This is a genomic window from Pseudomonas sp. UBA3149 (genome assembly GCF_002364655.1).
Classification (GTDB): Bacteria; Pseudomonadota; Gammaproteobacteria; order Pseudomonadales; family Pseudomonadaceae; genus Chryseomonas; species Chryseomonas luteola.
Map to the genome: position 1 here is coordinate 1 of NZ_DEYV01000045.1, position 13,430 is coordinate 13,430.

A 13,430-nucleotide genomic window follows, 5' to 3' on the forward strand; every position below is an offset into this window, starting at 1 on the left:
TAGAGCATTCCACTCAGCATCGCTAAACAGCTTTTCAATGCGTTCACGGCGCAGGATTTCTGCATAGCGGTCGCCAATCACGTTGACGCGCCTGCTCGTCGTGATGCCCGCCTTGTCGCCGGTGACGCCAATAACGGCGTCCAGCTGGGGACCTATGTGAATTCCAGCTTTCTTGGACATGGTGCTGCCTTCTTGCGAAAGAATTCTCGGCGCTGTGGCCGGTGAAGGTGATTACAGTGCGATGTTGGATTCGCAGAACTCTACCCAGGCAGATTCTCGAGTACTGCGGACGATGTCCTGGAGCTGCTCCTCAGCTTCAAGCTGCTCAGCCCATACAGAATCAGTTGAATAGCCCGCAAGGCTGGAGTGGTAGGTTACAGAGATGTCGTCGGTAGCGAATCCTGCCTCGCCTGCCGACTGCTGCAATCTGGATTCGAGGAGGGAAGCATAGGCCTCGCCTGCGGCATCGATATCACTCCACTCAGAGCCGATTGAATCAGATAGAACGTTAAGACGAACAGTCGCTGCTTTCATCGTTTTGTCCTCTGTGCATGCCGTGCATGGGATGCCGGCTTCTTCAGGGCAGTACAGGTTATGCAGATCTTCGAAATGGATCTTAGGTGCACCAAGGTGCACCGTCAAATCACCTAGCTGTAATCGAGCGGGCCGCGCACGTCCAGCTCGATTCCTTAATCCCTACGCAGCGCTAGACTCCACGACGATTCTCGCCGCCTGCTCTGCATCCATGCCCATGCTCCATGCCTGCTGCAACCTGAACAACTGAGCCTCTACGATAGCCGACGCATCTGAATGGCTTGCATCCAGTGCAGTTGCGACCTGCTCAACGACAGCTTCTTCCCACTCAAAATATTCACTCACGCTGATGTCCTCGTGGCATATGGAAGGATTGGCAGGACTCGCTCTGATCAGTCGCCACCACTGCCACTGTCACCACAGGAACTACCTGAATCACTAACGCCTACGGTACAAGTAGGCCCCGTATCGGTATTGCTCAGTATCGCCAGCGTAGCGAGAGTCGTGAGATCGGCACCGCTGCTGTTTGAGGAGCTACCTGATTGAGAGGCGTAGCTGCGAGAGGCATAGCTGCTGGCGCGGGAGGCGCTCCTGTGCTGACCCGTTGCAGGGCGAGCTGAGACCCTTTGAGTCGCAGGCTCCTTTTCCGTGATCAGCTGCGTGACGAGCCAACCCAGCGCCAGCAACAGGCTGACCATGAGGAGAACGACCACAGGGTTGATAGAGGCGTAGATACCCAGCATGTGGCCCAGGCACCAGGTCACGCTTAGGGCGGCCACATAGATGATGACAAGCTGCTTCGTATTCATGGGAAAGTCCTGAAAGTGGAAGACACTTTCACTCTCTCATGGGAATTGCGGGATGCAAGGGCTTGAGTGTCAGATATTGGAGCGTTTGATCAGGATATCTGCATGGCAGGGTTCGTCCAGGCGACACCAACAGGCCAGAGCCTTGCCACGCAGCTCCGTTATATCAAGTGCCCCAATGGCCAGCTGCTGATCCAGATACGCTGAAAACAGCGCTATGGCCTGTTCACGACCATGCTCGGCAACACTAAAGGGGTTTCCCCACTTGCCCGGTCTGGCAACACGTACAGCACCCTCCGGCAAGCGCCAGCCCTTGGTACGGCGTAGCTGAATGCGTGCAGGCAAGTCACTCACCCATTCCTGATCCATTTTGCAATGTGCTCTGGTTCTACAATCAAGTACTAGGCGCTTTGTCGCTTAAAGTCACTTCACACGTTCAAAAATTTCTGGCTCATTGCGCATCTCAAAGTAGCACTGTCGAAACTCGGATTCTTCACCCAGCGTGGTCGCCACCCTGTAGCCAATGAATCCTGCAGGGTGCTCACCCTCGTTATAGAACATCACGGCCATCGTCAATCCTTCCTGATCAGTGATCTACCTCGACAGCCAGTACTTTGTAGCTCTGCCCTTGGAGGTTTGAGCTTCTTCAATTAAGGCTTACGCCTTCCATTTCCAGCTTTGCTCCTAATGAGCAATCAAATGTGGTTTGCTCAAAAGGCATATGTACGATCAGCATTAGCTTTCCAAGGACTCTTGAAACACTTTAACGAAACGTAGGCGCTTCTCTTGATAGCCGTTTCGCTCATAGAACAAATGTGCTCGATTGCGGGCACTGTTGCTAGATAACTCAAGTTGCGAGCAGCCCTGCTGCGCTGCAAACTCCTCTGCAGCGGTCAGCAAGCGTGCTCCAAGACCCGAACTCCTGTGTTTGTCGTCTACAACCAGAGCAGAAAGTAGAGCCCACGAGGCTTTTACATGTAACGGGTTCATTATGTGTACTATCGCAACACCAACAATGTCACTGTGCTGCTCCGCTACAAACGCCTGTCCAGCGGCTCTTTGACGTAGCTCATGCAGCTGCTGCGCTACTTGCTTAGGCTCAGTTGAATACCCGAGCTGTTCAAACAAGCAAACGATACGTTCTAGGTCCTTGGCTACAGCCTCGCGGATATTCATCTTGATTAGGGCTCAGACAGTATTCATCGATAAATGACTTCCGCATTTGGCCAACAGCGGACACCCAGCAAGTCTCAGTGTAGGGAGCTTGTCGCCCTCAAAGCAAACAAGGAATTTTCCAGAATAGGTTTTATCGAGGCGGGCCGTCATTCTAATCGTAACAGGATTGAAGCGGGCACCATCTCCTCTGCGTCGTTTCTCCTCGACCATCTGGTATGCCTGGGTATCAAGGCCGCCGCACAGATCGATCAAAAGCCCTTCATCATGGCAAAAGTCGCACTCGCCCGTTTGCCCTGCTTTCAGGTTGTCACCACAGCACTCACACGATTCTTGGATAGGCATGGATTGCTCTCAACTTTGCAGACTCAATCGAACCTAACATCCAAATCCTGTGATGCAAGTGGCTACTCACGCGGCAACGGCACTAACGTTTCGGTGTCTATCCTGCACACAGACACATCCGCATCGCTACGCTTCAAGGAAATCAAGGAAACATCATGCACAAGGACAGGGAAGAGTTGATCGCCATGCTTGACGCCCAGGTACAGCACGAAACCCGCTGGCTCAGACGTATTCCTCTCTTGATTGGAATACTGGCCGCTGCAGTAGCCTGCTTTGGCTACGCCGTGGGCTACTGGAAGATCATGACCGTTGCGCTTTTCATTCTCACCATTGGCCTGTCGGCACAGGCTGTACTCTGGTTTGGACTGTGGGATTTAAATAAGCGCCAATAAATCCAGATGTACACCTTATACATTCTCAATCCGCGAAAATAGCTGCTTTTTCGTAGCCATATTTCTTGGCCTGAGTGGACTTGCATCAGCGGATTTGTAGGGCAAGGTGGAGTTATCGGACACGGCCAGGAGCCCACGATGACTGCCTTCCAACCTACACAACAAGACGCCTTTGCCTTCCCTCAAATTGAGGTAGCAATCCAGCTGCCCGAGCGCTCACTGGAGCAGAAGATCGAAGGGGCTGTGCAGGCCATCACCGTGCTGATCGAGCAGGGCTGGCATCCAGTCGTGGCATGGAGTGGCGGCAAGGACTCCAGCGTCACGCTGAACCTTACCCTGACCGCGTTGATCCGGCTCAAGGAGGCTGGCGCCACCCTCCCGACCCTGCACGTCTGCCACAGCGACACGCTGGTCGAGAACCCCGTGATCAAGGCCTTCAACCGCTCACAGGTCTCGCAGATCCGCGCCTACGCCAAGGCCCAGGGCATCGCCGTCAAGGTCTGGCTGGCCACGCCCAGTCTGAGCAACGACTATCTGGTCTCCGTAATTGGCGGCCGCACCATCCTGTCCGTCGGCAACAACACAAAATGCCAGCAAATGTTGACTGCTCCCCGCCCTGAAGGACGGGGATTCCCAATTCACTGCGAACAGGACACAGGTACTTGACCTCTGCCGCTTACATTCGCTCCAGGGGCTAACACGGCCAGCCCGGCCGCTTTGATATTAAGTGCAGCATTCACGTCGCGGTCATGTTCTGCCTTGCATTCAGGGCAAACCCACAAGCGGACACTAAGCGGCATCGAGTCCATTACAAACCCACAGCCAGAACAACGCTTTGAGCTGGGAAACCAGCGGTCTATGGCGACCACTTGCCTGCCTGCCCAGGCGCCCTTGTATTGCAGCTGGCGGACCAGTTCACCCCAGCCCGCGTCAGCGATAGCTTTGCTTAGCCTGGGATTTCTGATCATGTTTTTTACAGCAAGATTTTCGACACAGACCACTTGGTTTTCGTTAATCAGTCTGCGTGACAGCTTGTGCAAGCCGTCGAGTCGGCAATCGGAGATCTTGGCGTGAATCCTCGCAACCTTCTGGCGGGCCCTGGCACGATTGGCAGAGCCAAACTCCTTACGGCTCAGCCGGCGTTGTGCCAATGCCAGCCGGGAGGCATATTTAGCGGTATGGCGAGCATTGGCAACCGGCTCGCCTTCGGAGGGTACAAACAGGTCTTTCAACCCCATGTCGATGCCGATGATTTTCGGCGTGACGGGCAAGGCTTGAGGTTCGAATTCACACAGGCACGAGACGAAATAGCGCCCAGCTGCATCCCTTGAAACCGTCACGGTAGAAGGGGCAGACGGCAGGGCACGACTCCAGCGGATATTCAGCGGCTCGCTGCTTTTCGCCAGAAACAGCTCGCCGTCCCGGTAGTTGAACGCCGAGGCGGTGAATTCAGCTGATTGATGGTTTCGCTTCTTCTTGAAGGTAGGGTACCTGGCCCGTCCTTCAAAAAAGTTCTTGAACGCAGTCTGCTGGTGGCGCAGGGATTGTTGAAGAGGGACGCAGGAAACCTCATTCAGGAACGCCAGTTCCGGCTGCTTCTTGAGTGCGGTCAGGTAGGCACTAGCAGCGGCATAGCCGATTTTCTGCTGTTCCTTATGGAACGCATCGGTACGCCAGCGAAGCACTGTGTTATAGACCAAACGCACGCAGCCAAACGTCTTTGCAAGCAGCTCTGCCTGTTCAGGCGTTGGGTAGAACCGGTATTTGTAGGCGCGTTTAGTCATGCCTTACAACATACAAAACTTGATGTGAGATAGAAATTGGTCATCAGCAGGAAGCGATAAAAGGGCACGTTTTGCGCGCCGCGCTATCCCTCCCCGCACTAGAAGTACGGGGTATCTCGCGCAAAACTGATGAGTTTTACTGTATGGTCTCCCAAGAGGGTCATACGGACCCGCACGTCATGTTCTAACATAAGATTAAGTTCCTGGACGGCCGAATTTTGGCCACTTGAAAAATTGACCAAGGAACCTGGGCTGTGTCGTTTGAGGGTCCTGCAGCAGATTACGATGCTATGAGCGAGGCGTTGATGCTAAAGGCACGTCAGCTTGCTGGCCTCGTAATACGCGAACTCAATGCCAAGCTACGGCCTGCCTCTGATTTGCGTCCATTCTTTCAATAGCAGTCTTCCATCGGGAGCGCCTCACATGATGGGCTCAGTGTTTCGAGTGTACCGTCTCGGCCGGCCTATAAGGTATTAACCGGCTAGGCTGGGATATAGTCTATGCACAGAAGATCAATATCTAGGCTATCCGCTAGGAACCTTCTCATTGGTTACTAGAGTGCTGTGCTCCTAAGTTCGTCATGTCAAATTTCCTGCGCTTTACTCTGCGGCAATTATGTTCGTCGAGATGGCCTCGTAGCATTACTACAATGCGGTCCCCACATTCGACCAAGTCGATGACGCTTCGCTCAGGTATTAGCGCGTCGGCCGATGCCTGCTTTAAGACTATTTTTAGACTCATACAGAATTGCTTCAAATCTTTTAGACTCATTTAAAGTAACTGCGGTATGTCAATTCTGTGTTAAGACTTGGGAAAGTTCAGTTACTGAAGTTGGCCTGTGCCAGACCATTACTAACTGGGCATCATGTGCGGAGGAAGCCTCTACGAAACCCGCGTGCTCCGCTGCTTTGCGGGAAGCTATATTTGATTTGCGCATGTGCGCGTAAATAACATTATGCTGACTTTGCAAGCAGCAAAGACGATAAGCGGCGCGACCGATCTGCCGCCCCTGACTAGGCCTGTTTAGGAATACATGAAACGAAGCGTGCTTCCCGCGGACAGTATCCTCGACGATGTTGATATACGCAGTTCCCGCGCGCTTACCCTCTGCCAGGATAATCCATGCTTCCCCATCTGGGCCATATCCTCGCGCCCGTGTCCCTGGTGTTCGAACGAATTCAACGCTCTCCAAGGCAACTGGGCCAAGTTTTGACTTAGCCATTACTGTTGGCGGTTTTGGAGTCTTGCGAGGCGCAGCCCTATGGTTAGATTGCTTTACTGATCGCACCATGGAGCCTCTCCTAGACCGGCAAGCAGGCGATCGCAACTGTCAGCCCAGAACTCTGCTGGAAAAAATCCAGGTGAAAAAGCAATGACAATGTCAGCAAGTCGGTGCGTCAGCCTAGAGCGACGCAGAGCTCCTGTTAATTCATCAATTCGGATTAAAATGTTGGGCAACGAGCTGTTCAAAGGGCCAGGTAGTTCAACATGATCACTGTCTCCGTCGTATCGATTACAGAAGTAATCCATGTCGATATGCAGCAAGATGGCAGCATTACTATCGGTCACGCCCTCAAGCCAAGTTTCTAGGTTATCGGTGAAACGGTAACGGCCTTTGCCTACGCCATTCTTATCGATTTCCAGCCTAACTGAGGGCCGTAACGCACTCGGGTCAAGCAAGCAATCTGATACAACCTCAAGCCTGATCAACGCATCAATGGTTTTCGTGCACTTTGGCCCTTGGCAGAGATGGCGAACTTCGGTATCAGGATAATGATGCAAAAAGGGGGTTAGGAAACTGCCCATGCCGAATGCGCCGCTGTGGATCGCACTTGTCACCGAGTCAGGCTGAGCCAGATTAACTGCACTGCCTTGAATAGGATCGATCCAGCCATCTTCTTGAAGGAATACTCGCGGAGAACCTAGATCCTTATGATCATCCACATGGAGCACTATGATGTCTCGCGACTCTGTTTGCTTGGCAAGCCATTCACTCCAGCTTTCCAGCGTCCATGTGTCGTTGAGAGAAAGAAGTACTTTACCCCTGCGTTTACGGGCACCTGCCATCTCTTTACACTTCAAACCACCGCCCCACCAAGCCAGACCTTCATTAAGCCGTGGGTCTACATATCGGTCTGGGTCGTCCGACCATTGCAGACTCAAGATCCATTGCGCCCCGACATTAACTGCTATGGCGTCCTTGTCGCAGAAGTACTCTCTTAGTTGCGCATGACGTATATGTGGATCAGCTGAGAGGCTAGACAGCGGGATGGCTAAAGTCGAACTCATGCTGTGAACTTCCCTCAATCGCTGCACATTTCAAGATGTCTACCAAGTGTTGCCCTATTTCTGTTAGTGGGCAGTCTTGGAGCGTGACAAAAGCTTGGCTTAAGTGTTGATCAGTATCAGCAAGCTGATTCACTGCTCGGGAATTAAACTCTACTGGCCCATGATCACGCACATGTAGCCAGAAGCGCCTGAGCTCTACAAAAACGAACACGGCGTGCAATAAGCCGGACGGAGGGCGCAAATCCTCCCGCCACGGTGAGACGACTTGAGCATTGGTACGCTCTACTGTAGGTGCGGATCGCTCGAGTAAATATAGCTTCTGATGCCGATGCTCATGGATCAGCGAGTCGGCGAGATCATAAGGATCGATCAACCTTTCACCTTGAGTTATCGAGACATAGAGCGCACCCGGCACAGAATTATCGCTAAAAGAAACGATTTTATGCGGATCAGCTGAGGGGTCACGAACAAATTGAACAGCGCTACAAGCCTTTAGTATCTCCGCAGCTAAGGCAGGGCGCCATGAATATACGATCTCCATTGCACGTTGTACGAGATCTTGGCCGATCCGGGTGAGCTCTGCATTCTCGAAATAAATGGCCTTTCCGAAAGGCGCTCTGAGCCAATGGTCTTCACGTCCTAAATCCAGGCTGATATTACGGGCCGGTTGTTTGACGATCGAGAGTATCTGATCTAAGTAATCGGCGTTAACTAAAATCGACTGCCCATCTACAGCTAAAAGAGCATGCCCGCGGTTTTGCGCAATTGCGGCATTCGACCACGCGATTGATCCTGGAAGCACAGCGGCGCGCTCGAATTGCGGCTCGGTCATCGAAAGCAACTGGATTGCCCGTGGATCATTGCAGAACAGTTGAAGCGCCTCGCGCAAGCAGTGCACTGCGTCTAGCTTGGCGCTTTCGCAAAGCGCGTCCAGATGTTGTCCTGAGGTTTCCGCCACTTCAAACTCAGCGAGATCAAAAAACTCGGGGAGGTTAGCGATATTATTTTCAGCTGCCGCCATCAAGTGTTCATTCAAGCGCTGACCGATATGGGCAACCAAGCGCTTCATCTCGCTGCAATATACGGTAGGATTTTCGAATCCGTTGTCAGCGAAACGGTGAGGCAGCGATCCGCCGCCACAGATGTCCACGATCTTACAGTCCTGACAGGTCTGCGACAGCCCTTCCTTGCGCAGGTATCGCCGGTGCTGTGCGATTGCGTCTGACTCAGCCACTTTTGATATGGGAGTATCGAGGACAGTGCCTGCCAAGCGAGTAGCGCCGTCTTGGGTAACCTTTAGCACATCAAGGTCATGATAACTGCCGTCTGTTTCGATCGACAACAAACTAACGTCGCCAAAGCCGAATGCGTCAGTACTGGATGGCAAGCCGGCGCATACATCTAACAGCGCTTCGAACGTACGCAGAGGAATGTGGGCATACTGGTCAAACCACACATCAAATGCATTAACCAGCCACTGCTCGTAGAGACCAGGATCTTGGTTGCGCCCTGGAGGAGGACGAAGCCAATGAGCGTCAGGCAGCAGGAAATCCAAGCGTGGAATGGTGAATTGATTGAAGTATTCGAAAAGCTCTGTAGCACTGGTCGATGCATCCACCACCGCAATGACACCAGCAAAGATCGAAGGGTATCGCTGCAGACGTACTAATGCCTGTTCAGTGACTTCGAAGCTTGACCGCCCTTTGCGTGTCAACCGGTGCTTGTCATTGGCTATACGCGGCCCATCAAGACTTAGCGAGACGCCAATGTTCGCCGCGGCCAAGATATCTAAAGCTTGCTCCGTCAATAACAACCCATTGGTCTGGAGGCTTACGTCGACTGGAATGCTACAGGTTTTGCGAAGCAAAACGGCGAAATCAGCCAATACTCGAGCCCCAGCCAATAGGGGCTCTCCGCCATGCAAAATCACCGCACAGTGTTTGAGGTCACTCTGCTGAGTGTACTCTGCGAGCCGGTCAACAAACGCCTCCCTGTACTCGGTAGAGAGAAATTTGGGCATGGAGCGCCAACTCTGGTCCGCGTGATGGTAGACATAGCAATAATCACAATCCAAGTTGCAACGCGATGCTACCTTTACCAGAAACGACGAAAACTTAGCGGCGTCCATGCTGAGACTCACGAGCGGTTATGACGGTGGTGCATACGGTCGTAGCTGGTAATAACCTGGCCGACATCTGACTCCGTCAATACACGGGAACGCAAGCGCTGAATCGCCGGGTTGGTACTTTGGCCTTTAGCCAAGCTTTGACGGATCGTCGACAAGGTCGACGTTTCGACTTTAAGTGCTGTTGAAGGCATCACGAGCTCCTTTGCATGGTGAGTTGCCAGCATCATTGCCGAAGGTCTCATGACAGTTCAAGGCATGAACATAGCCTATCATAGAAAGGCTTTATAACCGAATTTAAGCCTATTTTTTGAGCATATCTATGACTTATTGAAGAAATTCAAGAATTTTATTTAACAAAATGGCAATACATAATAATTTGTAACTTATTATGTCAAATAGATGATGACAGTCAATTTTTTGCTCTTATACTTCGAACGGCTCGACGCCCAGGTACAGCACGAGACCCGCTGGCTCAGACGCATTCCCCTCTTGATAGAAATACTGGCCGTTGCAGTAGCCTGCTTTGGCTACACCATCGGCTACTGGAAGGTCATGACCGTTGCGTTGTTTATCCTTACCCTTGGCCTGTCGGCACAGGCTGTGCTCTGGTTTGGACTGCGGGATTTGAACAAGCGCAAGTAGATTAGATATACAGCATATACATCCTGATTTACTGAAAATAGCTGCTTTTTCGTAGCCATATTTATTAGCCTGATCGGCTACTTAACGAGAAGAACAAACAAAGCTGTTATTTTATTATAATGCACATTCGTAGCAAGATCTTCAGCGTTACGCTTACTATGCTGATCCACCTCAATAAGCTGACTTAGATCTACTTAATGAGAGATTAAGTATAACCCTAAAAGTATCCTCACGCGGCCTAAATAACAAACATGCCGCGGAGGCGATCATATCATTGCGTAAATCGAAGGTTATTAAAGTCATCTTCGAGTTGAGTTGAAAACTCCCTAGGAAGCTTCAAGGAGTCCGAAAGATATCGAGAGAGGCTTATGCAGAATTGCCGGAGCCTCTTATTGGATTGAATTTTTTTTGAAACGTACTCATTTTTTTGCTCATCCTTATCAGAAACCTTCATTAACGCAAACTCTCTTAAAGGAAGCATGCATTTCTGTATGTCCATCGGCGAATTTAAAAGGCGCCGAGTAAGCTCCATAAATCCAGACCAATCTTTTAGTTCAAGATCCTGATGAGTAGCGCCATCTCTTTGTGCTGAAAAAAGCTCGGTTAGCCTGCTTCTCAATAGGTAACTGTCTCGTCCTCCCCATATATAAAACTTAAGAATCTCCTCAAATTGCTTTTCTTCTGCATCGAACTCTACGATGTTTCTTAAGTCGTGTACGATCTGTGCCATTAGGAAAGCGAAAAGAGATAATGAGTATAGGAAGAGGCAGTTATGCTTATTCTTAGCGGGATCAAGCTCTCCTTTAATTTTAGCTAATGCTGATAGAAACTTTCGAAGTGCTTTAACAGCATCTCTCTCAATTGGAATTTCATTGTGGATAAATGCAGAGTACTTTGCAAGACCAGGCTCATGAGTAGTCGACTCGAAGAGCTTTGTCCAGTTGCCTATCGAAGTTGAATAACAATAGTCAAGACTATAATCGACAGAACATGAAACTGCGTAATTAAGAAATTGCGCCTCATCAAACAAGTGTACTTTAATCTGCTTTGCTGAAAGTCGGTGCGCCTCAGACGCCTTTTTACGAAGGATAATAAAGGCCTCGTCGCCACCTGAAAAGTTCATTAAGCCTCCTGCCCAAAAAGCGCGATTTATAGGGCTGGTCTTACCTAACGTTTTACAGTCAAATAAAACTCGTCTAGGCCTTCCGGTAGAGTCAATTTTTACTCCTAGGACATCGATATCTGTTATTATAGTACTTGTTGTTGAAAGTTCTCTAAAGTTTTGTATTTCGACTTCAGGGAATGGAGCCATATCGTTTACAAGGCAAAACCTTATGGCCATTTCTTTTTGATATAAATCTTTGTCCAGCTTTGCCATGTCATTCGTACGCAAATATTAATTGTTCGAATTGATCTGCAGATTCGCCAAGGAGAGCAACTTGGCTACGTCCTTTTAGCTCTGCTGCAGAAATTATTGACTGAATATACCTCTCGTCTTTCGATAGTGCGAGACGAGCATCTTGGTTGACATCTAAACTCGCGAGCTCACCGCTCCGAAGGAGATTGATTGCAAGGTCAAGTGCTGCTTTATTTTCATCTTCCGGCGTCAAATGGAACTGATATCTATCACCAGCAATATGTTTAAGATGCCCTACCCTAAGGAAAACTAAATTTTTATATTGATTTACAGCCTCGGAATTTGAGCCTATATAGCCTTGATCTCTCAATACTTCAAGTATCCTTACAGGCATCTTGATGCGATATTGATCAGCTAAAAGCTGTCCTTTCCGTACACATGAGACGAGGGCCATTGCTCGCTCATATATTTCACGGTTTGAAGCGTCAAGACGAGCTCCCCCTGGCCTCGGAGTAAATATAAATGTTTCTATAGAATTTTTAAACTCGATAGATGGAGGCTTGAGAATCCCCTCTGAACATAGATGTACAAGAAGCTGCATCTGCTGTTGTGTTAGTTTCTTACCACCGAGCTCAGCTCTTTGCTGAATTAGCGATAGTGGCCATCCTTGATTGTTCTTGATAACTTCAAGAACAACGGCAATATCGTCTGCGCCGACTTTAGCAGTTAGATCAGCTAACTCGTCTAAATTGTCTGAAAAATAAAACGGGCTTGCAATAATGCTCCGGCCACGAGCTCTAAACTCCTTAAAATAGTTTCCTGTGGCTCCAATATCTACACAGCGCTCCATTAAGGAACGCTCTATTCCTATGCTAGAAATTAGACGGTCTCTATTCTCAGGTTTTTTTTGCAACTCGGATAAGATAAGTAAAGTTCCTTGCTCATGCTCATTTAATTCTGAGAAATCAAAGAAACTCCCAACTCCTTCGTAGACATTTTTGAAATGCGGAATATTAGGTATTATTGAAATAATCCTGTTGCCCTTTTTTACAAGGTCGACGTATTGTATTTCAGCTAACACCTCTGCAACTTCTCTTAGGGCATAGGATGGTATGGAAAAGAAATGGTCGCTGACCTTTCTAAGTACTTCAAAATCGATTTCCTGTAGACCGCGCAGATGTATTGCTAATGTTGCCGCCATTCCCATTGTTCTTAATCGGTCAAAATCAGGAACATCAATCCGACCTAATCCTGCCTGCACGTCATATGAAAGCTCAATTAGCTTACGACCCTTAAGCATCACACTCTCCGTTGTGCTCATACCTTATTGAGAGAACTACTTTGAAGCTCTTAACAGACTACCAGTAAAAGCTTCTTGATATCTATCACAATAGCGCAAGGAATGCTCTAGCTGAATTATATTTTCCGTAGCTATGTAATCCCAATATTAATGGCTAAACATGATTATAAACTTATGTATCTGCAATGCAGTCTTAATCTAGACTTTAGTAATAAATCTGCTGGACGTGCCTGCACGTCACCAGCGACGCCTCGGCTGAAAATATAACCTACGCGGCTACATGAAAGCCCGCCACTTTGATCCCTCTGCCCGTTGCTGGCTGAGCCGGCAGGTAGACGAGCGTACAGGCCGCATCAAGATCAGTCCCAATGCCTACAGCCCTGCGTATACGCTTGAGCTCCTGCGCCTGATCCTAACCATCCAAATTCAGGAAGAGGAAAGCGCGCGCCAGCTGGGTATCAAACCACGCTTCACAGTTCTTTCCATGCGCCAGATCGTGGCAATCGACATGTTGTGGGGCCGCTATGGCTATCACGAGCCGTTTATGGCGTTGCGGACCTATCTGGAGATCTACGAGCAGGGCGCGCGCTATCCGCTACCCGATATCCCGAACCTGCCCACATGGACCGAGAAGGATGTCGCCTTTCGCGCCGAGGCCTTCCTGTGCGACGAATTTTACG

General features: G+C 49.9%; 18 protein-coding genes and 1 pseudogene. 4 read left to right on the top strand and 15 right to left on the bottom strand.

Annotation, left to right across the window (positions count from 1 at the left end):
* The 8 genes from B3729_RS22960 to B3729_RS22995 all read right to left on the bottom strand — a co-directional run.
* Positions 1-180, bottom strand: a 180-nt coding sequence (locus B3729_RS22960) for a hypothetical protein (RefSeq protein WP_286789103.1), incomplete at its 3' end; no start/stop codon positions are given.
* Positions 181-231: 51 nt separating this feature from the next.
* Positions 232-534 carry a hypothetical protein gene (locus B3729_RS22965; RefSeq protein ID WP_286789104.1) on the bottom strand — a complete coding sequence of 101 codons (303 nt, stop codon included), beginning with the start codon at positions 532-534 and terminating at the stop codon, positions 232-234.
* Positions 535-696: 162 nt separating this feature from the next.
* Positions 697-879 (bottom strand): hypothetical protein, encoded by a 183-nt coding sequence (locus tag B3729_RS22970; protein WP_125890207.1) that lies wholly within the window; start codon positions 877-879, stop codon positions 697-699.
* A 47-nt stretch (positions 880-926) separates the two neighbouring features.
* Entirely contained in the window at positions 927-1,343 is a 417-nt protein-coding gene (locus B3729_RS22975) for a hypothetical protein (RefSeq protein WP_286789105.1), read from the bottom strand.
* 69 nt (positions 1,344-1,412) lie between these two features.
* Entirely contained in the window at positions 1,413-1,694 is a 282-nt protein-coding gene (locus tag B3729_RS22980; protein WP_286789106.1) for a DUF4326 domain-containing protein, read from the bottom strand.
* A gap of 69 nt (positions 1,695-1,763) precedes the next feature.
* Entirely contained in the window at positions 1,764-1,910 is a 147-nt protein-coding gene (locus B3729_RS22985; protein WP_010799291.1) for a hypothetical protein, read from the bottom strand.
* Between the two features lie 165 nt (positions 1,911-2,075).
* Positions 2,076-2,516: a GNAT family N-acetyltransferase gene (locus B3729_RS22990; protein ID WP_286789107.1), complete on the bottom strand. Its 441-nt coding sequence runs from the start codon at positions 2,514-2,516 to the stop codon at positions 2,076-2,078.
* Positions 2,517-2,528: 12 nt separating this feature from the next.
* Positions 2,529-2,858: a hypothetical protein gene (locus B3729_RS22995; protein ID WP_286789108.1), complete on the bottom strand. Its 330-nt coding sequence runs from the start codon at positions 2,856-2,858 to the stop codon at positions 2,529-2,531.
* 155 nt (positions 2,859-3,013) lie between these two features.
* Here B3729_RS22995 and B3729_RS23000 point away from each other — a divergent pair, with 155 nt between their 5' ends.
* Positions 3,014-3,250, top strand: a complete 237-nt coding sequence (locus B3729_RS23000) for a hypothetical protein (protein ID WP_286789109.1) — start codon at positions 3,014-3,016, stop codon at positions 3,248-3,250.
* 138 nt (positions 3,251-3,388) lie between these two features.
* Entirely contained in the window at positions 3,389-3,916 is a 528-nt protein-coding gene (locus B3729_RS23005; protein ID WP_286789110.1) for a hypothetical protein, read from the top strand.
* On the opposite strand, the gene B3729_RS23010 is transcribed toward B3729_RS23005, so the two are convergent.
* The 5 genes from B3729_RS23010 to yhhA all read right to left on the bottom strand — a co-directional run bounded on the left by B3729_RS23010 (position 3,889) and on the right by yhhA (position 9,642).
* Entirely contained in the window at positions 3,889-5,034 is a 1,146-nt protein-coding gene (locus B3729_RS23010) for an RNA-guided endonuclease InsQ/TnpB family protein (protein ID WP_286789111.1), read from the bottom strand. The two genes, B3729_RS23005 and B3729_RS23010, sit on opposite strands and share 28 nt — an antisense overlap.
* Positions 5,035-5,824: 790 nt before the next feature.
* On the bottom strand, positions 5,825-6,325 hold the full coding sequence (locus B3729_RS24650; RefSeq protein ID WP_349677906.1) for a GNAT family N-acetyltransferase: 501 nt from the start codon (positions 6,323-6,325) through the stop codon (positions 5,825-5,827).
* A complete protein-coding gene (locus B3729_RS23015) occupies positions 6,310-7,323 on the bottom strand; it encodes a hypothetical protein (protein WP_286789112.1) in 1,014 nt (337 codons plus the stop codon). The genes B3729_RS24650 and B3729_RS23015 overlap by 16 nt, the downstream gene beginning before the upstream one ends.
* A complete protein-coding gene (gene yhhB / locus B3729_RS23020) occupies positions 7,292-9,451 on the bottom strand; it encodes a cyclophane-forming radical SAM/SPASM peptide maturase YhhB (RefSeq protein ID WP_286789113.1) in 2,160 nt (719 codons plus the stop codon). Before yhhB ends, B3729_RS23015 begins: the two co-directional genes overlap by 32 nt.
* Positions 9,452-9,459: 8 nt before the next feature.
* Positions 9,460-9,642 (bottom strand): YhhA family cyclophane-containing RiPP, encoded by a 183-nt coding sequence (gene yhhA / locus B3729_RS23025; protein ID WP_286789114.1) that lies wholly within the window; start codon positions 9,640-9,642, stop codon positions 9,460-9,462.
* 208 nt (positions 9,643-9,850) lie between these two features.
* On the opposite strand from yhhA, the gene B3729_RS23030 reads away from it, so the two are divergent.
* A complete protein-coding gene (locus B3729_RS23030; RefSeq protein ID WP_286789115.1) occupies positions 9,851-10,093 on the top strand; it encodes a hypothetical protein in 243 nt (80 codons plus the stop codon).
* Positions 10,094-10,364: 271 nt separating this feature from the next.
* Here the strand turns inward: B3729_RS23030 and B3729_RS23035 are convergent, their stop codons facing one another.
* Both B3729_RS23035 and B3729_RS23040 read right to left on the bottom strand, forming a co-directional pair.
* Positions 10,365-11,471, bottom strand: a complete 1,107-nt coding sequence (locus B3729_RS23035; protein ID WP_286789116.1) for a hypothetical protein — start codon at positions 11,469-11,471, stop codon at positions 10,365-10,367.
* 1 nt (position 11,472) lies between these two features.
* On the bottom strand, positions 11,473-12,750 hold the full coding sequence (locus B3729_RS23040; protein WP_286789117.1) for a hypothetical protein: 1,278 nt from the start codon (positions 12,748-12,750) through the stop codon (positions 11,473-11,475).
* Between the two features lie 280 nt (positions 12,751-13,030).
* Here B3729_RS23040 and B3729_RS23045 point away from each other — a divergent pair.
* Positions 13,031-13,430, top strand: a pseudogene (locus B3729_RS23045) (hypothetical protein); the annotation flags it as partial.